We start from the raw sequence: 22,788 nt of genomic DNA, 5'->3' as shown, positions 1-22,788 counted from the left end.
TCTCGCGTGAACCTTTCCCTGCTCGGCCGCGACCCAGCGCAGGCCCCGCATGATGCGGCGTCAGCAAAGGAAAGAAGCCAATGACCACAGACACCAGGTGTTGCGGGTCACCGCGAGCACCCGGAGCACGGCGCGACCACCGCCTCAGGGAGAGGGTGGACGCGTTGGGCTTCGGGCTTGTTCCATTGACCCTAGGTAAGCCCCGGCGTATCGTCGCTCCGAGGGACATTCTAAGGACTGCAAGGGAGGAAAGTGCCGGGTATCAGCGCTTTGCACTTGCTTGCGCTCCAGCACCTTCTTCCACACAACTCGGGAGAGGTGCCATGCCGTGCTTTCGTGGTGGTTCCGGTGCGCGTGCGCGGCCATTCGAGCCGTCAGGTGCCCGCCTGAAAGCACTCGCCTTCAACGCCGGCATGATGGCCTTGGCGGTTGCCGCAAGCCTCTGGCTCGCGCCACCGGCACAGGCCCAGGAAACCCACATCATCAATCCCGGATCGATGGCGGTTACCGGCTTTTCCGGAACCGTGATCCCGGGGTTCGAGGAAGGGCTGCCGCCCGGCGTCGATCCGGTCGACGAAACCTTCATCGACACCGAGCGCGCAACCTTGCGCGTTTTTGACGTTTCGGCTCTCGGTGGTCCGCCAACGGGACAACTCGTCAACACGCCGCAGCCCTTCGAGGTCCTGGCCAGCCAGATCGGCCAGGTCTTCGCGCTGACCTATGACGACGGCGTCCGCGACGGCACCCCGTCTGGTGTGCCCGATCTTTACGCGGGCGCGACTTCGCTACACGGCATCCGCATCGTCACGCCCGATGCCGACGACGATGGGCGCCCCGAGCGCGAGCGACGCGGCAAGGCCGGTGCCATCTTCATGGCCGGACAGTTCGGCGATGAGAATGGCGGTGGACCCGGCACGATCTGGCGGATCGACGGCATTTCGGGTGCCGTCACCAAGTTCGCCGACATCGACACCAACAGTGGTCCCGGCATTGGCGACGTCACCTTCGACAAGGTTCATCGCCAGTTCTTCGCCTCCGATCTCGACACCGGCCTGATCCACCGCATCGACGCAACGGGCGCCCTGGTCGACACCTTCGACCACGGTGTGACGGGGCGCCCGGTACGCGGGCTGGCACCCACTGCCGACGACGGTGCGGTGATGGACATAGAAGGTGTTGCCTTCGACAGCGAGGACCCCGGCACCTGGGGCTATACCCAGGATGAACGTCGCGTCTGGGGCACAGCCTTCCACGGCGGCCGCGTCTACTACGCGGTCGGCGACAAGGCCGAAATCTGGTCGGTCGGCATCGCCCGCGACGGCAAGTTCGCCGGCGACCCGCGCTGGGAGCTGACGGTTGAGGCCGACAAGGACCTGCCGGTCACCGACATCGCCTTCGACAACAAGGGCTTCATGTATCTGGCCCAGCGCGGCGAGATCGAGAACCGCTTCGACTACAGCCAGTTCGCCGATACGGGCGATGGCGAGGTCATCCGTTACTGGCGCGAAAGCCCTGACGATCCGGCGACCGAGAGCATCTGGGTGCCGGTGCCGCAGGAATATGCCGTCGGTTTTCCCGAAGGCAATCGCCAGTCGGCCGGCGGCATCGACCTGCAATATGGCTATGACGCGCAGGGCTTCATCAACCCCAATGCCTGCACCGACACCATCGTCAAGACAGGCGACAAGCTGCGGGACAATCCGGCACTGGCCGAGCAGCTCGCAGCTGGCGGTCCGCTCGCCGTCCATGGCGTGCAGATCACCTCGACCTCACTTGTGAAGCCGGCGAACGTTCCACCGTTCGGCTCGTGGTTCGTCGACTTCGACAGCTTCTATGAAGACCCCGAGGTCGAGGGCCATGTCGGCGACGTCGAGATATGGCGGCCATGCGAGGGCCGCGCCGGCTATTACGAGCAGATCCCTTATCCGGGCGACTATCCGACGCCGCTGTGGCCGCCGGACTTCCCGCCGCCCGGCAACATCCCGCCCTGCCTCGACGTCGAGGCGGTCGAGTATTTCTGCACCCCGGCCGGGCTCGAGGCCGATCTCTATGTCCGTGACGTTGCGGGTATCGGCGGCGATTCCGTCAAGGCCGATTCCAGGACGCCGGGCGTTGGCATCACACCGCTTCAGCAGAGCAAGCCGGCAGGTGCGCCGTTCACCATCGGGGTGACGGGCCACTTCCCCGGCGACACTGTCAATGTCGGTCTGTGCTTCTACAAGCAGTCCGACGCCGACAAGGGTGGCTACTACCCTTGCTGCAAAGTGGTGGTGCCGCTTGCAACGCCCCAAGTCAGCTGCGAACCGTGAGGGAGGGAGAGATGAACACTCACGCTCCCGTCCCGCTCGCCACGCAGAGCAACCCAACCGTCATGGAGACGATCATGAAACCCCTGTCATTTGCCAGGCGCGGCGCGCGCTGGCTGGTGGCGGCAGGTATCGCGCTCGCCGCCATGCCCCTGTCGCCAGCAGCGGCCCAGCCACTGCCCGAGGTCGTGCCTGAACTCAGGCTCGACCGCGTCATACCGCATCCCGGCCACGACGACGTCGTGCCGTTCTTCACCAAGAAGGGCGTCCAGCGCAATTGCGACTATGTCGTCTATAACTTGCGCTTCGGTGCCCGCGGCAATCCGGAAAAGTTCTTCGATCCGGCCTTCACCAACGGCCTCAAGACGTTGCGGATGGACTTCCGCGACCAGGTCGCAGCTGGACTGACCATCGTCAACGTCCAGGCCTCCGGTGATGGCACCGATGCTGTCGGTGGTCCGCTGCCGGCAGCTGCCATAGGCACCACGGCAAACCCCAACGACACGGCCACGATATCCGACTTCCGGCTGTCGGCGACCGATCTCGACGGGGTCGGCGCACCCAACGAGCGCTACATCGATATCCGCATCACCGCCCTGATCGACCACGCCGCCTTCCCGGCGCCCGCGGTCGTCGACAACCAGGGCTTCGTCAAGCTGTCGGCAGGCCCCGGCTCGATCGAGATCCCCTCGCACGATCCGTCCAAGCCTGACGACGGCGATTTCCGCACCGGAGAGAAAACTTCGATCCGCATCGACGTCACCGACTGCGAGCCGCCTCCGCCCCCGCCTCCGGGTGGTGACGGGCCGTGCTTCAAGGTCGAGACGGGCGATGTCGACTGTGTGCCCGGCGGCGGCGCCTACATCTACAACATGCCTGTCGGGCCCGAGATGGCCGGCCGCTGGGTGCAGCTTCGCACCACCACGCCCGGCATCACCATCGATCCGCCGCTGCAACTCGTTCCGCCTGGTGGTGGCGTGCTGCACTGGGAGATCGAGGGCGCCGGCCCCGGCGACGTCGTGCATCTGATCGTCACCGGTATCGAGACCTATGCTGGTCCGGAAGAGGGCGTCGGCCTGTGCTGCACCCAGACCGTCGACATCGTCATTCCGCCCGATCTCAGGTGTCCGCCAGAGAAGCAGCCCGACATCAAGGTCGAGAAGCGTGCCGACGTGGCCCGCTGCACGGTGCTTGGCGGCTGCAACTTCACCATCCGCGTCACCAATGTCGGCGACGGCCCCTACAACGGCAAGATTGTGCTCGACGAGGTGACCTTGCCCGGCAACGCGACGATAGATTCCGGGCCCAATCCGCCCTGGACCTGTCTGCCGGCAACCAGCCCGATGAGCTGCGAGCATCCTGCGACCACGCTTAATCCCGGCGAGTTTGTCGAACTCAAGATCGGCTTCAAGCCCGGACCCGGCTGGGAGGCGCGCTTCATCCGCAACTGTGCCGAGTATGACTACACTGCGAGCGAAAAGCCCGAAGTGTTTGGCCGTACCGACAACGACAAGGCGTGCGCCACAATTCCGATCTGCAAGCGCGGCGATCCCGATTGCCGTCCGCCTGTCGAAAAGAAGGTGGACCTGCGCATCACCAAGAACCCGCGTTCGGTGTCCTGCAGCGCCGATGGCGTCTGCAGCTTCCTGATCCGTGTCTACAACAACGGTACCCAAAACTATGTTGGCCCGCTGACCGTGATCGACGACTATCCCACGGGAGCGCCGTCGTCCTCGACCTTCGGCCCGAGCCCGCCCTGGGCCTGCGGTCCGGCCGGTCCCGGCCAGTTCCGCTGCGATCATCCGGGCGTGGCGCTGGTGCCGGGCGCGTCGGTGCCGCTTTCCGTGGTTGCCATCGTGCCGGCGGACTACCAGTCCGACACGATCCGCAACTGCGGCGAAGTGCGGGCGATTCCCGGTGAGACGGTGCTGGCCAACAACAAGGCCTGTGCTGACATGCGCATCCCGCATCCGGGACGGCCGAAGCTGAGCGTCCAGAAGACCGGCGACCGGCTGTGCCGGACCGGCCAGCCCTGCACGTTCGATATCACCATCACCAACAGTGGCACCGGTCCCTTCAATGGCTCGGTCCGCATCGGCGATGCGATCGGCGTGGATGGGCTCGGCAGGCTGGATGGCGTTGCGATCAGCTCGATCGAACCGCCGTTCGGCTGCTCGCCGGAACCGGCGACGCTGCCGCTGTCCTGCGTCGCCAACATCAGCCTCGGGGCCGGCGAAAGCCGCGTCCACAGGGTGACGGTGGTGATCCCCGACGACGGCCGTCTCGCCAATCTGCCTCGGCCGGTGCCGGCCCAGAACTGCGTTGCCGTGCTTCCGCCCGACACGCCTGTTCGTGGGCTTGATCTGGCCGGTGGAACCGCTGTTCCGGGCGGTCTTGGCGGCAGCCCTTATGCCTGCCACCGCTTCCTGATCGACCATGAGGAAAAGCAGCAGTGCTCGGAAGGCTTCGTGCTCAACCAGGCAGGCCGCTGCGTCTGCCCCAACGGTACGACGTTCCGTAATGGCCAGTGCGTCCAGGATGGCGGCACGGTGACGCCGGTTCCGCCGGTCAAGCCGCAATGCCGCCTGTTGCCGGGCCAGATCCGCACCGAGGACGGGCGCTGCATCTGCCCGCGTGGTACGGACCTCAAGAACGGCAAGTGCGTGCGGCCGGAGCAGCCGCCGCAACGGCAGTGCACACTGCTGCCCGGCCAGATCCGGACGCAGGACGGAAGCTGCATCTGCCCGCGTGGCACCGAGCTGAGAAACGGCCGCTGCGTCAAGGATGTGCCGCCGGTGCGTCAGTGCACGCTGCTGCCCGGTCAGATCCGGACGCAGGACGGACGTTGCATCTGTCCACGCGGCACCGAGCTGAGGAACGGCCGTTGCGTCAAGGATGTGCCGCCTCAGCGTCAGTGCACGCTGCTGCCGGGCCAGATCCGGACCAAGGACGGGCGCTGCATTTGCCCGCGTGGCACGGAGCTGATCAGGGGCGCCTGCCGCAAGGCACCGACGGTGCAGTGCCCCGAAGGCACGTCGCTGGTGCGTGGCCGCTGCGTGCCTGACCGTCAGGACACCGTCTGCCGCCGTGGCGAGGTGCTGGTCAACGGCCAGTGCATGACAATCGAGCGTGAATGCCCGCGCGGCACGGTCGGCAAGTATCCAAACTGCCGTCCGCGCCAGCGTCCGACGCTCGAGATCATGCCGATCAACCCGGATGTGTTCCGCGGCCTGATCCCACAGAGGCAGCAGCAGCCTCAGCGGCCCAGCAACAACAACATCATTCCGCAGTGATCGGAGCGAACGCATGGAACCCCGCCGGCCTGGCCGGCGGGGTTCTGCTTTTCAGGCCCGAGGGGTTCGCCGTTCTTCGAGTTGCGGAACCGTTCTGCTTTTCTGCAATTCCGGGCGGAAACCGCGGTAACACCTGTTCCGGAATTGCCCCGAGCGGCGATGTGGCGGGATTCTCGGCTCGACAAGGGCAGCCGCTGCCATTAGGCAGTCCGGAAAACCGGCTCTGCCCCTTTCGAAAGGCCTGAACGTGAGCAACAAGACCCTGATTGCGCCCTCGGTGCTGTCGTCCGACTTCTCCAAGCTCGGCGAGGAGGTCGAGGCCATCGTCGCCGCCGGCGCCGACTGGATCCATCTCGACGTCATGGACGGCCATTTCGTCCCCAACATTACCTTCGGCCCGCCGGTCATCAAGGCGATCCGCAATCGCACCGACAAGGTGTTTGACTGCCATCTGATGATTGCGCCGACCGATCCATATCTGGCGGCCTTCGCCGACGCAGGCTGCGACATCATCACGGTCCATGCAGAGGCCGGCCCGCATCTCGACCGCTCGCTGCAGACGATCCGCAATCTCGGCAAGAAGGCCGGCGTGTCGCTCAACCCGTCGACTCCGGAATCGGTCATCGAATACGTGCTCGACCGCCTCGACCTAGTGCTGCTGATGACCGTCAACCCGGGCTTCGGCGGCCAAGCCTTCATCCCGGCTGTCATCGACAAGGTCAAGCGCGTCAAGGCGATGATCGGCAACCGCCCGATCGATATCGAGATCGACGGCGGCGTCACTCCCGAGACGGCGCCGCTGGTCACCGCCGCCGGCGCCAACGTGCTCGTCGCCGGCAACGCCGTGTTCAAGGGCGGGCCTGCGGCCTACGCCGCGAACATCGAGGCGATCCGGGCGGCTGCGGACAAGGCTGCGATCTGAGGACAGACCGCCTTTCCGTTCGAAACAGCTCCTAAGCTGAGGCCTTTGCGCTGCCCCTCACCCTTACCCTCTCCCCGTGAAGAACGGGGAGAGGGGGCGTCAACGTAGCCGCTTGTCCCTTCTCCCCGTTATTGCGGGGAGAAGGTGCCGGCAGGCGGGTGAGGGGCGGCTCCAACGTTGGATCAGGTCGGGTTCTGCGACCCCACAAAGTGGGAGAGAGGTGGCACGGCGGAGCCGTGACGGTGAGGGGGCCAGCCGAGACTGCCCCCCCTCGCTGATTAGGCTGAAAACACCTTCTTGCCGTCGATCCAGGTGCCAGACACGTCGAGCCCGTCGGTCAGCTGCACGGCATTCGCCGCAAAGCCCTTGGCGAGCCGACCGAGGCGATGGTCCTGCTTGACCGCTTCTGCCGGATAGAGCGAGGCCATGCGGATGGCTTCGTCGAGCGTGTAGTCCATCTTTTCGTGCATGAAGCGCACCGCCGAGATCATGTCGAGATCGGCGCCGGCGAGCGTGCCGTTCTCCAGCGTCAGGCGGCCGTTCTCGCGTTTGATCGTCCGGCCGTTGAGCTGGAACGACTTGAGGTCGGTGCCGATGGTCGCCATTGCGTCGCTGACGAGGAAGATGCGGGCAGGGCCGTTCTTGGCCTTGAGCGCGATGTGCATCGCCGCCGGGTCGACATGGATGCCGTCTGCGATCAGGCCGGCCCACAAGGTGCCGGTGTCGACCGCGGCGCCGACGAGGCCCGGCTCGCGGTTGCCGATCTGGCTCATGGCGTTGAACAGGTGCGTCGCCATGGTGGCGCCCGCCTCGGCATAGTCCTTGGCCGTGCGGTAGCTGGTGTCGGTGTGGCCGAGGCTGACGACGATACCGGCGTCCGCGAGCAGCTTGACCTGCTCGGCCTTGACCGATTCCGGCGCGACGGTGGTGAGTAGCACCGGCATCGTCGGCCGGGAAGCGATCAGCGCCGCTTCGTCGTCGGCGTCCATCGGACGGATCAATTGCGGATCGTGCGCGCCCTTGCGGCTGAGCGACAGATGCGGGCCCTCGAGGTGCAGGCCGAGGAAGCCAGGTATCTTGCGCTTGGCGGCTTCCGCGCCGGCGGCGATCGTCGAGCGGGTGATCTCGCGCGTGTCGGTGATCAGCGTCGGCAACACCGCCGTCGTGCCGAAGGCCATCTGCGCCTTGCAGACGACCTCCAGCGTGTCGACGTCGGGCTTGTCGTTGAGCATCAGCCCGCCGCCGCCATTGACCTGCAGGTCGATGAAGCCGGGGACGAGCATGGCGCCCGCCTCCGTCATCGTCACGCCGGCAGGAATGTCGCGGCGCGCGACGATGCCCTCGATGACACCGTCCGCCACCAGCAGGGCGGCATCCTGGTGCCAGGCGTCACCGTCGAAGATGCGCCCGGCTGCTATGGCAAGACGGTCGCTCATATCGTTTCGGTCACTTTGCGCAGGTTCGGCGGGGCGTCGGGGTTGAGGCCGCGATGGCGGGCGAAAGCCTCGACGAAACCGTAGAACGAGGCGATCAGCATCAGCGGATCGGTGAGCGGGTGGCCGGTGGCGACATGCTCCAGCACCTTGGCCTTCTTGGCCAGCGACGAGGTGATGTGGATCGCGGCACCGCGGTCGGCGAGGCCGTCGGCGGCCTGGGCGATCGACGGCTCGGAGGCGTCGCGGGCGGCGAGTGCCAGCACCGGGAAACCGGGGCGCACCAGCGCCAGCGGGCCGTGCATCACTTCCGCCGCGCTGTAGGACTCAGCGTGCATGGCACAAGTTTCCTTGAACTTCAGCGCCGCCTCGTTGGCGATAGCGAAGGACGGGCCACGGCCGAGGATGAACAGCGAGTTGCCTTCGGTCAGTTCGCCGGCAATGCCCATCCAGTCGCAGTCGACAGCCTTGGCGAAGTGCTCGGGCAGCGCGTCGAGAGCTGCGAGCAGCTTGTCGTCGCCGGTCCAGTGGGCAAGCACGGCGAGGCCTGCGACCGCCGAATTGACGAAGGTCTTGGTGGCGGCGACGCTCTTCTCGACGCCGGCGCGGATGTCGATGGCGTGATCGGACGCCTCGGCCAGCGGCGAGCCGGCTGTGTTGGTCAGCGCGATGGTCAGCGCGCCGCCGGCGCGGGCGCCCTCGGCCATGGCGACGATGTCCGGGCTCTTGCCCGACTGCGAAATGGCGAGGCAGGCGGAATCGGCGAGCTTCAGCCTGGCGCCGTAGATCGACGAGATCGACGGGCCGATGGAGGCCACCGGCAGGCCGGCATTGAGCTCGATCGCATATTTGAGGAAGGAGGCGGCGTGGTCGGAGGAGCCGCGGGCGACCGTCGTGACGAAACGGGGCTGGGCGCGCTTGAGGTGCAGGCCGGTCTCGGCCAGTTCCTTGGCCGAGCCTTCCAGCAGGCGGGCGGTCGCTTCGGGGATTTCGGCGATTTCGCGCCGCATATGGGTAGTCGCGTTCAAGTACCTTCTCCTTCTTGCCCATCCGGGCCGGGCAATCTCAGTTCCGCGACGAAGTCGTAGGCGTCGCCGCGATAGATCGACTTGGTGAACTCGATCACCTTGCCACTGGCAAGGTATGAAATGCGCTCGATCTGCAGGCAGGCCGAGCCGACCGGCACGGCGAGCAACTGTGCCTCGGGCTCGCCGAGATTGACGGCCGAGATGCGCTGCACGGCTCGCACCGGGCGATGGCCGGTCTTGCCAAGAGCCATATAGAGCGAAGATGTCACTTCGTGAGGGTCTGGCAGCACGGAAGCAGAAATTGTTGCGCGCTCGATGGCAAGCGGCGTCTCGTCGGCGATGCGCAGGCGGCTGAGCCTGGACACCAGCTCGCTGGCGGAGAGGCCGAGCACCATCATCTCGTCGGGCGAGGCGGTGTAGATGCCGCGGTCGAGCCATTGCGAACGCGCCGCCATGCCGCGCCGCGCCATGTCTTCGGTGAACGAGGTCAGCCGCGACAGCGACTGCTCGACGCGCTCCATGCGCGGGGCAACGAAGGTGCCCGAGCCATGGCGCTGCACCAGCACGCCCGACTTGACCAGATCCTGCACAGCCTTGCGCACCGTGACGCGCGAAATGTCGGCCTGGGCGGCGATGTCGCGCTCCGAGGGCAGGGCATCGCCCGGGCCGATCAGGCCGCGCTTGACCGCTTCCTCGATGTTCTTCTTGAGCTGGAGATAGAGCGGCGCACCAGACTGGCTGACGTCGCGCAGGGCGGCGAAAATGCGTTCAGCGGCATCATCCATGGCCGCCTCCCGCCTTGCCGAATTTCTTCACCGCCATCTGCACAGCACCACCCAACGCGTCCTGCAGCGGCGGGTGCATGATCGCTTGGTAGCGCTTCGACAGCAGCGGCGCATAGAGGCCAGCGAGCCCGCCGAGCAGGCAGAGCCGCTCCGTTGGTGCGAGATCGAAGACGGCAAGCGTTTCCTCGACGTCGCCAACGGCGCGGTCGACCAGCTTCTGCCCGATGGCGTCGCCTTTGGCGGCATGCTCGAACACCATCGGTGCGAACTGGCCGTAGTCGCCTGGTTTGGCGTTGGTGGTGAATTCGACGATGTCGCTGGGGTCGCCGTTGAAGCGCTCGAGCATGATGTCGGTCAGCGCCGAGCCGGCATGGATCCTGTCGTAGACCAGCAGGGTCTCCTGCAAGAGGTCGCGGCCGATGCGCGCGCCGCTGCCGAGGTCGCCGATCTGGAAGCCCCAGCCGCCCAGGGGCTGGAACTGGCCGAGCCTGCGGCCGAGATAGACTGTGCCGGTGCCGAGTGCCGCGATCGCGCCGTCATGGTCGCCGAGCGCGCCCTCGAGCGAAATCAAAGAGTCGTTCTCAACGGAGCTGTTTCGAAACGGCAGCATGGCTTCGAGCCGCTGCTTGTAGTCGCCGACATTGGCGCCGGCGAGCCCGAGCACTGCGTCGACACTAGCGATTGATGCCAGGTCCTGGCCTGCATCCACGAATGCCTGGCGGGCGGCCTCGACGATGTTGTTGCACGCACCGGCAAGGTCGGTGCGGATATTGGCAGGCCCGCCACGCCCGCGGCCGATGATATCGCCGCTTGCATTGGCCAGAGCGGCCCGGCAGCCAGTGCCGCCACCATCTATCCCGAGCACAAGATCCACGGTGTTTTCTCCTCGGGCTTGATAATACCAATAAAATACCAATAGCCAAGTGTTAAATTCCGGACAGCGAAACCAGATGTCCATTTGGTTGAATTTTATGGAGTTTTTGAATTGCCTTGCGCTGCAGCAAAGGAATTTGTTAACGGCGCTGGACAAGTGGTATTTTTTTGGTATTGTCGATGAAAGGGAGAGACAGAATGGCGCCAAGGCGTACAGAAGCGGTGCACAAGGATGCCGGGGGCATTGATGCCCAGGCTCCCGATTCCGTTCTTCGCCTGCTTGCCGATGCGCAGATCGAAGCTGCGCGTGCTGTCCACTCAGCCATCCCAGCCATTGCCCAGGCTGCCGAAAAGGTTGCTGCCTGCCTAGCAGGCGGTGGTCGCCTCGTTTACGCCGCCGCCGGAAGCTCCGGCCTGATGGCGCTGGCCGATGCGCTCGAGCTGCCCGGCACCTTCGGCATCCCGCGCGAGCGGGTGTTCATCCTCCTTGCCGGCGGCCGCGAGGCGCTGGTCAATCTCGCCGGCGGTCCTGAGGACGATGTCGACCTTGCCGCCAGCGACGTTGCCGCGACCGGCCTGAAAGCGGGCGATTGCCTTGTCGCCATTTCGGCCAGCGGTTCGACGCCTTATGCAATGAGTGCGCTCGAAGAGGCACGCCGCCGCGGTGCAGCGACCATCGCGTTCGCCAACAACGCCGGCGCACCTATGTTCGATATCGCCGATGTTTCCGTGCTGCTGGCGACGCCGCCGGAAGTGGTTGCCGGCTCGACCCGCATGGGTGCCGGCACGGCGCAGAAGATCGCGCTCAACATGATGTCGACGCTGGCCGCCATCCATCTCGGCCACGTCCATGACGGCTACATGGTCAATCTGCACGCCGACAACATCAAGCTGCACGAACGTGCCGCGCGGATCGTTTCGGCCATTTCAGGCTGCGACACGGCAACTGCCCAGGCCCTGCTCGAAAAGAGCGGCGGTTCGGTCAAGCTCGCCATCCTTTTGGCTTCCGGCGCGTCGAGCCCGGAAGCGGCAAACCAACTTCTTGAAGGGGCGGACCAACGGCTCAGGTCCGCACTTTCGAAGCTCGAGGGGAGCAGAGGCTCTCATCAGTAGAGGCCCGAGAGAAAGTACAAACAGGGAGAAATGAAATGACGAACAGGTTGCTTACTGGACTTCTGATGGCGTCCAGCATTCTCGGCTCCGCCGGGATCGCGCTCGCCCAGGACAAGACGCTGACGATCGAAAGCTGGCGCAATGACGACCTCGCCATCTGGCAGGACAAGCTGATCCCGGCCTTCGAGAAGGCAAATCCGGGCATCAAGGTCACCTTCTCGCCGTCGGCTCCGACCGAGTACAACGCCGCCCTCAACGCCAAGCTCGACGCAGGCTCGGCCGGTGACCTGATCACCTGCCGTCCGTTCGACGCATCGCTCGAACTGTTCAAGAAGGGGCACCTCGCCGACCTGACCTCGCTGAAGGGCATGGAGAACTTCTCCGACGTCGCCAAGTCCGCCTGGCAGACCGACGACGGCAAGGCCTCGTTCTGCGTGCCGATGGCGTCGGTCATCCACGGCTTCATCTACAACAAGGACGCCTTCGAGAAGCTCGGCATTGCCGTGCCGGCGACCGAGGAAGAGTTCTTCGCAGCGCTCGAGAAGATCAAGGCTGACGGCACGTTCATCCCGATGGCGATGGGCACCAAGGATCTCTGGGAAGCCGCGACCATGGGCTACCAGAACATCGGCCCGAACTACTGGAAGGGCGAAGAAGGCCGTCTGGCGCTGATCAAGGGCGAGCAGAAGCTGACCGATGCCGACTGGGTTGCGCCTTACGCGACGCTGGCCAAGTGGAAGCCTTATCTCGGCGACGGTTTCGAGGCCCAGACCTATCCGGACAGCCAGAACCTGTTCACGCTCGGCCGCGCCGCCATCTATCCGGCCGGCTCGTGGGAGATTTCGACCTTCAACACCCAGGCCCAGTTCAAGATGGGTGCCTTCCCGCCGCCGGTCCAGAAGGCTGGCGACACCTGCTACATCTCCGACCACAACGACATCGGCATTGGCCTCAATCCGAAGAGCGCGAACGCCGATGCCGCCAAGACCTTCCTGACCTGGGTGGCTTCGCCTGAATTCGCGACCATCTACGCCAACGCGCTGCCGGGCTTCTTCAGCCTGAACTCGGCTGCCGTGAAGATGGAAGATCCGCTGGCCCAGGAATTCGTTTCCTGGCGCGAGAAGTGCAAGCCGACGATCCGCTCGACTTATCAGGTCCTGTCGCGCGGCACGCCGAACCTCGAGAACGAAACCTGGGTCAAGTCGGCCAACGTCATCAACGGTACCGAGACCCCGGAAGCTGCTTCTGCCGAACTGCAGAAGGGCCTCGACAGCTGGTACAAGCCGGCTAAGTAAGATGCGGCGGGCTTGATGCTCGCTTGGAGGGCGCCGCACGCGCGGCGCTCTCCATCCCCTCGGCGAATTCGAACCTCGCGGAATCGGCTAGAGGGGTTGAATGCTGGCGCACAAAGATGCGCTACTGCTTCCGACGGCCATTGGCGGGAAGCCCGCAGAGGTCCATCCTCGCTATGATGAACAACGGCCCCTCGCGGCCGGACCCAGGGATTTTGACATGTCGCAGCAAAGCCTAGAGCATAGCCAAGACAGAAGACCGACGCGCTGGCATATCGCCGTATTCCTGGCTCCCGCGCTGCTGGTCTACACCGCGGTGATGATCTTGCCGCTGTTCGGCACCTTGCAGCTGTCGTTGTTCCGCAACGTCGATAACGCCCAGGTGTTCGCAGGCTTCGACAATTTCCGCACCCTGTTCGGCGATCCGCGCTGGTCGGCCTCGTTCTGGAACGCGCTCGGCAACAACACCTGGTTCTTCATCATCCACATGCTGGTGCAGAACCCGATCGGCGTCATCCTGGCGGCCCTGCTGTCGAGCCCCAAGCTGCGCTTCTCGGCCTTCTACCGCACGGCGATCTTCATCCCGACGATCCTGTCCTTCGTCATTGTCGGCTTTGCCTGGAAGCTGATCCTGAGCCCGCTCTGGGGCGTCGCGCCCAACCTGCTCGACCTCGTCGGCCTGAAGAGCCTGTTCGTGCCCTGGCTCGGCAAGGAAGAATACGCGTTGACCACGCTCAGCCTGATCTCTGTCTGGCAGTTCGTCGGCATCCCGATGATGCTGATCTACGCCGCCATGCTGTCGATCCCCGACGAGGTCATCGAGGCTGCCGAATGCGACGGTGTCACCGGTTTCTCGCAGTTCTGGAAAATCCAGCTGCCGCTGATCCTGCCATCCATCGGCATCATCTCGATCCTCACCTTCGTCGGCAATTTCAACGCCTTCGACCTGATCTATTCGGCACAGGGCGCGTTGGCCGGCCCGAACTATGCCACCGACATCCTGGGTACGTTCCTCTACCGCACCTTCTTCGGCTTCCAGCTGCAGATCGGCGACAAGAACATGGGTGCGACCATCGCCTCGATGATGTTCTTCATCATCCTCGCCGGTGTCTGCCTGTACCTGTTCCTTATCCAGACGCGGCTGCGCCGCTACCAGTTCTGAGGGCGTCATGAGCAAGGCTGCCACTTCCCTGCCACGCACCATCGGCGCACATGCGGTGCTGCTGACCTACACCGCGATCGCGCTGTTTCCGGTGATCGTCATCGTCGTCAACTCGTTCAAGTCGCGCAACGCCATCTTCCGTTCGCCGCTGTCGCTGCCGACTGCCGAGACCTTCGACCTGATCGGCTACACCACCGTGATGGCGCAGGGCGACTTCTTCCTCTACTTCCAGAACAGCCTGATCGTTACCGTCGCCTCGCTGTTCTTCGTGCTGCTGTTCGGTGCCATGGCGGCGTTCGCGCTGTCGGAGTACCGTTTCAAGGGCAACACCATGATGGGCCTCTACCTGGCGCTTGGCATCATGATCCCGATCCGCCTCGGAACGGTCGCGATCCTGCAGCTGATGGTGGCGTCGGGACTGGTCAACACGCTGACCGCGCTGATCCTGGTCTACACCGCGCAGGGCCTGCCGCTCGCCGTCTTCATCCTGTCCGAATTCATGAAGCAGGTGTCGGACGATCTGAAGAATGCCGGCCGCATCGACGGTCTCTCGGAATACCGCATCTTCTTCCGCCTCGTCCTGCCGCTGGTCCGCCCAGCGATGGCGACGGTCGCGGTCTTCACCATGATCCCGATCTGGAACGATTTGTGGTTCCCGCTGATCCTGGCGCCGTCCGAAGCGACCAAGACGGTGACTCTCGGCGCCCAGGTGTTCATCGGCCAGTTCGTCACCAACTGGAACGCCGTGCTGGCGGCACTGTCGCTCGCCATCCTGCCGGTGCTGATCCTCTACTTCTTCTTCTCGCGGCAGCTGATCCGCGGCATCACTTCCGGAGCAGTCAAGTGAGCACTGAAAAGCCTCTTCGCGTCGTCGTTGCCGGCCTCGGCAACATGGGCCGCAGCCACGCGCTCGCCTATCACAACAACCCAGGCTTCGAGATCGCGGCGCTGGTCAACCGCTCCGACGTGCCGCTACCCGAGGGCATGGAAGGCTACGGCATCCAGCGCTCTTTCGAAGGCGCGCTGCGCGAGCTCAGGCCCGACGTGGCCTCGATCAACACCTATTCCGACAGCCATGCCGACTATGCCGTCATGGCAATGGAGATGGGCTGCCACGTCTTCCTGGAGAAGCCGCTGGCAACCACGGTGGCCGACGCCGAGCGCGTCGTCGCCTGCGCCAAGGCCAATGGCCGCAAGCTGGTGATCGGCTACATCCTGCGTCACCATCCCTCGTGGATGCGCCTGATCGGCGAAGCCCGCGCGCTCGGCGGTCCTTACGTGTTCCGCATGAACCTCAACCAGCAGTCCTCGGCGCACAAGTGGGACACCCACAAGCAGCTCATGAAGACGACCTCGCCGATCGTCGACTGCGGCGTGCACTATCTCGACGTTATGTGCCAGATCACCGACGCCAACCCGATCGAGGTGCGTGGCATGGGCCTGCGCATGACCGACGAGATCGCGCCCGACATGTACAATTACGGCCACCTGCAGGTGCTGTTCGCCGACGGTTCGGTCGGCTGGTACGAAGCCGGCTGGGGCCCGATGATGTCGGAGACGGCCTTCTTCGTGAAGGACGTCATTTCGCCCAAGGGCAGCGTGTCGATCGTCGTCAACGAGGCGGCCACCAAGTCGGACGACGTCGATTCCCACACCAAGACCAGCATGATCCGCGTCCATCGCGCCGAGCTCGGCGCCGACGGCACCTTCGTCCATGCCGACGAGGACCTGTCGATGAAGGACGAGCCGGGCCACCAGGGCCTGTGTGATCGCGAACAGGCCTTCGTGCTGAAGGCCATCCGAGAGGACATCGACCTTACCCGTCACATGGATGACGCCGTCAAATCACTGCGCGTGTGCCTTGCCGCGGACGAAAGCGTCCGCACCGGTCTCGCCGTCAAGCTTTAGAGCCGTGGCCCCGAAAAGCTCAGCGCTTTTCGTCGGGATCATGCGTCAGGAAAACGAGAGGAATAGCCTGTGGGATCTCTCAAGATCGAAAACGTCAAGAAGTCCTTTGGTCCGGTCGAGGTGCTGAAAGGCATCGACCTCGACGTCAAGGACGGTGAGTTCGTCGTGTTCGTCGGCCCGTCGGGCTGCGGAAAGTCGACGCTGCTGCGCATCATCGCCGGCCTCGAGGACGCGTCCTCGGGCAACGTCCTGATCGACGGCGACAGGGTCACCAACGCGCCGCCGTCCAAGCGCGGCATCGCCATGGTGTTCCAGACCTACGCGCTCTACCCGCATCTGACGGTGCGCGACAACATGGCGCTCGGCCTCAAGCAGGCTGGCACGCCGGCGGCCGAGATCGACAAGCGCATCGCTGCCTCGTCGGCCATGCTGTCGCTGGAGCCCTACCTCAAGCGCCGTCCGGCCGAACTGTCAGGCGGCCAGCGCCAGCGCGTCGCCATCGGCCGCGCTTTGGTGCGTGAGCCCAAGTTGTTCCTGTTCGATGAGCCGCTGTCGAACCTCGACGCTGCACTCCGAGTCAACACGCGCCTCGAAATCGCCCAGCTGCACAACCGCCTCAAGGCGACGATGGTCTACGTCACCCATGACCAGGTCGAGGCCATGACTTTGGCCGACCGTATCGTCGTGCTGAACGCCGGCCGCATCGAGCAAGTCGGTGCGCCGATGGAGCTCTACAACAAGCCGGCCAACCTGTTCGTCGCCGGCTTCATCGGCTCGCCCAAGATGAACTTCATCGACGGCGCCCGCCTCGGCGAAACGGCCAAGACCATCGGTGTTCGTCCCGAGCACATCGCGGTCAGCCAGACCGAGGGCACCTGGAAGGGCACCGTGATCCATGCCGAACATCTCGGCGCCGACACCAACGTCTTCCTTGAGACCGAGAAGGCCGGCCTGATTACCATCCGTCTGTTCGGCGAATACCAGACCGGCCCCGGCGCCACGCTCTATGCTACGCCGGATGCGGCGCGCACCTATCGCTTCGGTGAAGATGGCAAGGTCCTGGGCTGAGGGGATTGATGCGGGGAGGGCGGCTATTCCCCCCTCTCCGTCGCGGCTTCGCCTTGCCACTTCTCCCCCATTTCATGGGGGCGAGGAAACGCTAATCTCGAAGGGCGCAACCTGCCAGAACTCGGTTCCTCGCCCTCACGCAGTTGGGGAGAGGTGGCGAGCGAAGCGAGCCGGAGAGGGGGCTATCGCCGCCTCAGCCGCTCCGTCGCGGCGACTTCCACCCCACCATCCCCAATCACCACCCCGAACATTTCAGCCGCCTGCTCGCGCGAATAATAACCGAGCCCGACATCGCGCAGAACCAGCTCGGCATCGCGCTCCAGCGGGTTGCCATACCCTCCGCCGCCTGGTGTGCCGACCGACACGCGGTCGCCAGCTTTCAGCGGGATGTCCTGCTCCTTGGACAGATGGGGCGGCACATGCGCCTTGCCGTCGCGAAACACCGTGACCGTGTTCACCTTGCCATCCCGCCCGCCGAGCGCGCCTTGCGGCCCCACGCGGCCGTGGTCCATGACGAAGGAGGCGCGCGCCTCGCCGCGCAGCAGCTCGATCTCGTAGGCGAGGCCGAAGCCGCCGCGCTGCTTGCCCGCACCTCCCGATCCCTCGCGCAAGGCATACTGGCGGTAGAGCACGGGATAGGCCTGCTCCATGATCTCGACCGGCGGCGATTTCGAAATGCCGATGGTCGAGCAGCCGTTCGACAGCCCGTCATGACCTGAATTGCCGCCATAGCCGCCGCCCGAGATCTGGTACATGACATAGTCGCGGCCGCGTGCCGGATCGTTACCGCCGAGCGCGAAATTGCCGCTCGACCCGGCGGGTGCCGCCGTCACCTTGTCGGGTGCCGCCTGCACCATCGCGGCGAAAACGGCCTCGGCGATGCGCTGCGACACCTCGGCGGCGCAGCCTGAGACCGGGCGAGGGTAACGCGCGTCGAGGAAGGTGCCTTCCGGCCGCTTGACGATCAGGGGTTCGAAAGCCCCGGCGCTGATCGGCACGTCGGGAAAAATATGGCGCATGGCGAGGTAAACCGACGACAGTGTCGTCGCCAGCACGCTGTTCATCGGCCCGGCGCAGGGTGCGGACGAGCCGGAAAAGTCGAAGGTCAGCGTGTCGCCGGCCTTTTCGACCGACAGCGCGATGGTCAGCGGCGTGTCGACAACGCCGTCGGAATCGACGAACGCCTTGGAGGAATAGGTGCCGTCGGGCAGGGCGGCGATATGCGCTCGCATCTGTTCCGCCGCGCGCCGGCGCAATTCGGCGATCGCCTCGACAACGGTTTCATCGCCGTAACGATCGACGATCTGGAACAGCCTGTCCTGACCGACATGGAGTGCGGCTGCCTGGGCGCGGATGTCGCCGATGCGCTGGTCGGCAACCCGGATGTTCGAGCAGATAATGGCGTAGATCTCGGGATCCATGACCCCCTTCTTGAACAGCTTGACCGGTGGCAGGCGCAGGCCTTCCTGCTCGACGGCTGTCGCCGAGGCGGAGAAGCCGCCGGGCACAGCGCCCCCGATGTCCGGCCAGTGGCCGGTGTTCGACAGCCAGCAGAAGATCTTGCCTTGGCGCCACACTGGCATGGCGAAACGCACGTCCATCAGATGCGTGCCGCCGAGATAGGGGTCGTTGACGACGTAGATGTCGCCTTGCTCGGGCGGCAGCACGCGCCCGTCGGCGATCATCTCGATGATCGTTTTCGTCGAATGCTGCATGACGCCGACGAACACCGGCAGCCCTTGCGACCCTTGCGCGATCAGAGCCCCGTCGACGGCGGAGTAGATGCCGTCGGAACGGTCGTTGGCCTCGGCGATGACAGGCGAAAACGCCGCGCGCGAGAAGGTCAGGTCCATCTCGTCGCAGGTCTGCTGCAGCGCCGCCTGGATGACGGAAAGGGTGATGGCGTCGAGGGTCATGGGGAGACCTCGCAACGGGCGTGAAGCACCCCCTCAGCGGTTTGCTGTGCAAACCACAGCTCCCCCTGCCCGGGGGAGAGGAATCGCAGCTTTGGCACCGGCGTCTTTCCAGCTTGGGTTCCTCGCCCCCGCGGAGCGGGGGAGAGGTGGCGAGCGAAGCGAGATGGAGAGGGGGGCCTCATGCGCGTGCCCCCAAATCGACGATGATATTCCCATCCCGGTCTGATCGTGCCCGGTCGCCCGGTTCCAGCACGGTCGTGGCGTCCATCTGCTCCAGTATTGCCGGGCCTTCGATCACGGCGTCGAGCGGCAGCTTCTCCCTGAGATAGACCGGCGTGTCGTGCCAGCTGCCGTCGAACCACACCGGCCGTACCTCGCGCAACGCTTCAGCCAGCGTCGCTGCCCGCCCCGCCGGATCGATCAGGCGGCTGAGGTCGACCTCGGGCCGCGCGCCGGTCACCGAGGTGTTGAGGTTGACGAGATTGGCGCGGATCTCCGGCAGCTCGACCTTGAAGCGGGCGAAATAGGCCTTTTCGAACAGGCCCTGCAGCGTAGCGCGGTCGACGTCCGCCGACGGCAGCGGCACGTTAACGATGTGCGTCTGCCCGACGAACTGCATGTCGGCGGAGTGACTGACGCGGATGCTCTTGGGCCGCACCGCCTCTTGGGCGATCAGCGCCTCGCCAGCCGCCCGATGCCCGGCGAGAATGTCCCGTGCCCGCTTCTCGTCGAGCAGCGCCACCGGCTGGTTGACCGTGTTGACGAAGTCGTGGCGCAGATCGGCGACGACGCAGCCGAGCGCATTGGTGATGCCGGGCCGCGCCGGCACCAGCACGCGGGGCAGGCCGAGTTCGCGGGCGAGCGCGGACGCATGCAGCGGGCCGGCGCCACCAAAGGCAAACAGCGTGAAATCGCGCGGGTCGTGTCCGCGCGACACCGACACCATGCGGATGGCGCCCGCCATCTTGATGTTGCCGAGCCGAAGGACCGCCCCCGCCGCCGAAACGCCGTCGAGCCCGGTTGCCTTGCCGATCCTGTCTTCGAAGATACGGCGCACGGCCTCGGCCGGCACCGGTGCGTCGACGGCGAGCAGCTTCTTCGGGTCGAGCCGCCCGAGCACCAGATTGGCGTCGGTGATCGTCGGCTCGGTGCCGCCACGGCCATAGCAGACCGGCCCGGGATTGGCGCCTGCGCTCTCCGGCCCGACCTGGACCAGCCCGGAGGCATCGACGCGCGCGATCGAGCCGCCGCCGGCGCCGACAGTGTGCACCGCCACCATCGGCACATGGATCGGCATCGCATACTCGATCTCGATCTCGTTGGAGACCGCAGGCTCGGCATCGAGGATAAGCGCGACGTCGGTCGAAGTGCCGCCCATGTCGTAGGTGACGAGATGCCCAAAGCCGGCGCGGCGGCCGGTATAAGCGGCGGCGATGACGCCCGAGGCAGGCCCCGACATGACTGTCTTTGCCGCCTCGCGGGTGACGAAGCGTGCCGAGATCATGCCGCCATTGCCGTTCATGATCAGGAAGTCGCGGCCATAGCCACGCTGGCCAAGCTCGTCGCGCAGCCGCCCGACATAACGTTCGAGGATCGGCTGCACCGCGGCGTTGACCGAGGCCGTGACCCCGCGCTCGAACTCGCGCGCTTCCGACAGCAGCGAGTGGCCTGTCGTGATGTGGCCGTTCGGCCATGTCTCTGCCGCGATCTCAGCGGCGCGCTGCTCATGCGCGGGATTGGCGTAGGCATGCAGGAAATGGATGACCAGCGCCTCGCAGCCGGCGGCGACCAGCTGGCTGACCGCCTGCCGCACCTCGTCCTCGTCGAGCGGTGCGCGCACCCGTCCCGAGGCTTCAACGCGCTCGGTGACCTCGAGCCTGAGATCGCGTGGGATGACCGGCACGAACACGCCGGTCATGCCATAGGGCTGCGGCCGCGTGCGCCTGCCGAGCTCGATCACGTCGCGGAAGCCGCGCGTGGTGATCATGCCGGTCTTCGCCAGCCGGCGCTCCAGGACTGCATTGGTGGTGGTGGTCGTGCCATGCACGATGAGGTCGATGTCGGCGACGGGAAAGCCTGTTGCCGCGAGCGCCGCGATCACGCCATGGGCCTGGTTTTCGACAGTCGTCGGCGTCTTGGCGATGCGGACCGTCCCGCCATCCCTGCCGTCGATCAGCAGCAGGTCGGTGAAGGTTCCTCCGACATCGATGCCTGCCACGACATTTCCCGCCTCTGCGGGAATATTCTCGTCCATGGACTAATCCCGAAAAGCCCGGACTACGTTCCTGTGCCAGTTTAGAAAGGCGTTTTATGCCACAATCTTGACGCTGATATCATTTGTATACTAATTAATAACCCGAACAAGGTCCCATTATTTGCCTGTATTTCCGCTGCGCGCCGGGTATGGAAACGTCGCCGCGCCGGGCGAGAGGTTTGATCGATGAACACCGCAGCAGCGCTGAAGACGGCCGAAGCCAAGCCGCTTCAGTTCCCAATCCCTGCCAATGTCTACGCCGAAACCGTGGTTTCGGTGAAGCATTACACGGATCGCCTCTTTGCCTTCCGCATCACCCGGCCGCAGTCGCTGCGCTTCCGTTCGGGCGAGTTCGTCATGATCGGCCTGCCCAATGCCGGAAAGCCGGTCTACCGCGCCTATTCGGTGGCAAGCCCGTCCTGGGACGATGAAGTCGAGTTCTTTTCGATCAAGGTGCCGGATGGTCCGCTGACCTCCGAGCTGCAGAAGATCGTTCCCGGCGACACCGTTTTGATGCGCCAGAAGTCGACCGGCACGCTGGTGCTCGATGCGCTGACCCCGGGCAAGCGCCTGTTCATGATCTCGACCGGCACCGGCATCGCGCCCTTCGCCAGCCTGCTGCGCGACCCCGACACCTATGAGCGCTATGAGCACGTCTTCCTCACCCACACCTGCCGTGATGTTGCCGAGCTGACCTATGGCCAGGAGCTGGTCGCCAATCTCGAAAGCGATCCGCTCATCGGCGAACTGACCCATGGCCGCGTCAAGCTCTACAATTCGACGACGCGCGAAGAATCCGAGCGCATGGGCCGCATCACCGCGCTCATCTCGTCGGGCAAGTTCTTCAGCGACCTCGGCATCGACAAGCTCGATCCCGAAACCGACCGCATCATGATCTGCGGCTCGATGCACATGCTGAAGGATGTCAAGGAACTGGCCGAGAGCCTCGGCTTCGTCGAAGGCTCGCTGCACGAGCCGGGCACCTTCGTCGTCGAGCGCGCCTTCGTCGGCTGACGCTTCCCTTCGCGCCGGATCGCCAAGCGGTCCGGCGTTTTGACCATCCGGTCAAAATAACGCTTCGTCGTTTCGATTTTTCGTCTATCTTCCGCCCCGGGGACTCGTGGAGCATAGCTACACGGGCTATTCTTGTTTGTGCCGTGCTGAAAGCTTTGGCTTTCGTCGACGGCTCCTGAGATGTCGCGCCGACAACAAGGCGTCCGGAGGAAAGGCAGTCACATGAGCGGCAAGCTGCGCGAAGCCGAGAATCCGTCGTCCGCCACAGTCACCCCCTTGCCGTCACGTTTGGCTGCGAATGCGTCCGACACGCACGCGATTGCGCGCAATCCCGGCATGGCGCTTGATCTTGGCTTTCTGGAATCGATGCGCAGCGTCAACCGTTCGGCGCTGGAGCGGCGCGTCGGCACGCTGACCAAAA

General features: G+C 65.0%; 16 protein-coding genes and 1 pseudogene. 11 read left to right on the top strand and 6 right to left on the bottom strand.

Going from position 1 to position 22,788, the window contains the following annotated elements:
• Positions 1–80: 80 nt before the first annotated feature.
• The 3 genes from ACSQ3E_RS26085 (at position 81) to rpe (ending at position 6,521) form a co-directional block, all read left to right on the top strand.
• The gene (locus ACSQ3E_RS26085; RefSeq protein WP_436124882.1) at positions 81–2,309 is read left to right on the top strand and encodes a hypothetical protein; all 2,229 of its coding nucleotides are present in this window, start codon (positions 81–83) and stop codon (positions 2,307–2,309) included.
• Positions 2,310–2,320: 11 nt separating this feature from the next.
• Entirely contained in the window at positions 2,321–5,599 is a 3,279-nt protein-coding gene (locus ACSQ3E_RS26080; RefSeq protein ID WP_436124881.1) for a hypothetical protein, read from the top strand.
• A 247-nt stretch (positions 5,600–5,846) separates the two neighbouring features.
• Complete coding sequence (gene rpe, locus ACSQ3E_RS26075; RefSeq protein WP_115729759.1) at positions 5,847–6,521, top strand: ribulose-phosphate 3-epimerase; 675 nt, start codon at positions 5,847–5,849, stop codon at positions 6,519–6,521.
• Positions 6,522–6,799: 278 nt separating this feature from the next.
• Here rpe and nagA read toward each other — a convergent pair whose 3' ends face one another.
• From nagA to ACSQ3E_RS26055, 4 genes are read right to left on the bottom strand one after another with little or no spacing between them, the layout of a single operon-like run.
• Complete coding sequence (nagA, locus tag ACSQ3E_RS26070) at positions 6,800–7,957, bottom strand: N-acetylglucosamine-6-phosphate deacetylase (protein ID WP_436124880.1); 1,158 nt, start codon at positions 7,955–7,957, stop codon at positions 6,800–6,802.
• Entirely contained in the window at positions 7,954–8,964 is a 1,011-nt protein-coding gene (locus tag ACSQ3E_RS26065; protein ID WP_310327605.1) for an SIS domain-containing protein, read from the bottom strand. The genes nagA and ACSQ3E_RS26065 overlap by 4 nt, the downstream gene beginning before the upstream one ends.
• A gap of 14 nt (positions 8,965–8,978) precedes the next feature.
• Positions 8,979–9,767, bottom strand: coding sequence for a GntR family transcriptional regulator (locus tag ACSQ3E_RS26060; protein ID WP_436124879.1), 789 nt, complete (start codon positions 9,765–9,767; stop codon positions 8,979–8,981).
• Entirely contained in the window at positions 9,760–10,641 is an 882-nt protein-coding gene (locus tag ACSQ3E_RS26055; protein ID WP_436124878.1) for a BadF/BadG/BcrA/BcrD ATPase family protein, read from the bottom strand. Before ACSQ3E_RS26055 ends, ACSQ3E_RS26060 begins: the two co-directional genes overlap by 8 nt.
• A 197-nt stretch (positions 10,642–10,838) precedes the next feature.
• Between ACSQ3E_RS26055 and ACSQ3E_RS26050 the strand changes: the two genes are divergently transcribed.
• From ACSQ3E_RS26050 to ACSQ3E_RS26025, 6 genes are all read left to right on the top strand, one after another.
• Entirely contained in the window at positions 10,839–11,753 is a 915-nt protein-coding gene (locus ACSQ3E_RS26050) for an N-acetylmuramic acid 6-phosphate etherase (RefSeq protein WP_436124877.1), read from the top strand.
• Between the two features lie 35 nt (positions 11,754–11,788).
• A complete protein-coding gene (locus ACSQ3E_RS26045) occupies positions 11,789–13,048 on the top strand; it encodes an ABC transporter substrate-binding protein (protein WP_436124876.1) in 1,260 nt (419 codons plus the stop codon).
• Between the two features lie 217 nt (positions 13,049–13,265).
• Positions 13,266–14,207, top strand: a complete 942-nt coding sequence (locus ACSQ3E_RS26040; RefSeq protein ID WP_436124875.1) for a carbohydrate ABC transporter permease — start codon at positions 13,266–13,268, stop codon at positions 14,205–14,207.
• A gap of 7 nt (positions 14,208–14,214) precedes the next feature.
• Positions 14,215–15,054: a carbohydrate ABC transporter permease gene (locus tag ACSQ3E_RS26035; RefSeq protein WP_310327312.1), complete on the top strand. Its 840-nt coding sequence runs from the start codon at positions 14,215–14,217 to the stop codon at positions 15,052–15,054.
• A complete protein-coding gene (locus ACSQ3E_RS26030) occupies positions 15,051–16,115 on the top strand; it encodes a Gfo/Idh/MocA family protein (RefSeq protein WP_436124874.1) in 1,065 nt (354 codons plus the stop codon). The genes ACSQ3E_RS26035 and ACSQ3E_RS26030 overlap by 4 nt, the downstream gene beginning before the upstream one ends.
• 69 nt (positions 16,116–16,184) lie before the next feature.
• The gene (locus tag ACSQ3E_RS26025; protein WP_436124873.1) at positions 16,185–17,183 is read left to right on the top strand and encodes an ABC transporter ATP-binding protein; all 999 of its coding nucleotides are present in this window, start codon (positions 16,185–16,187) and stop codon (positions 17,181–17,183) included.
• Between the two features lie 182 nt (positions 17,184–17,365).
• On the opposite strand, the gene ACSQ3E_RS26020 is transcribed toward ACSQ3E_RS26025, so the two are convergent.
• Both ACSQ3E_RS26020 and ACSQ3E_RS26015 read right to left on the bottom strand, forming a co-directional pair.
• On the bottom strand, positions 17,366–19,099 hold the full coding sequence (locus ACSQ3E_RS26020) for a hydantoinase B/oxoprolinase family protein (protein WP_436124872.1): 1,734 nt from the start codon (positions 19,097–19,099) through the stop codon (positions 17,366–17,368).
• Between the two features lie 178 nt (positions 19,100–19,277).
• Positions 19,278–21,353: a hydantoinase/oxoprolinase family protein gene (locus ACSQ3E_RS26015; protein WP_436124871.1), complete on the bottom strand. Its 2,076-nt coding sequence runs from the start codon at positions 21,351–21,353 to the stop codon at positions 19,278–19,280.
• Positions 21,354–21,539: 186 nt separating this feature from the next.
• On the opposite strand from ACSQ3E_RS26015, the gene ACSQ3E_RS26010 reads away from it, so the two are divergent.
• Together ACSQ3E_RS26010 and ACSQ3E_RS26005 are read left to right on the top strand one after the other, a co-directional pair.
• Positions 21,540–22,367: a ferredoxin--NADP reductase gene (locus ACSQ3E_RS26010; RefSeq protein WP_436124870.1), complete on the top strand. Its 828-nt coding sequence runs from the start codon at positions 21,540–21,542 to the stop codon at positions 22,365–22,367.
• A 222-nt stretch (positions 22,368–22,589) separates the two neighbouring features.
• Positions 22,590–22,788, top strand: a pseudogene (locus ACSQ3E_RS26005) (deoxyribose-phosphate aldolase); the annotation flags it as partial.

The organism is Aminobacter sp. LjRoot7 (assembly GCF_964252895.1).
GTDB classification, from domain to species: Bacteria; Pseudomonadota; Alphaproteobacteria; order Rhizobiales; family Rhizobiaceae; genus Aminobacter; species Aminobacter aminovorans_B.
This window is presented reverse-complemented; position numbering and strand designations above follow the sequence as displayed.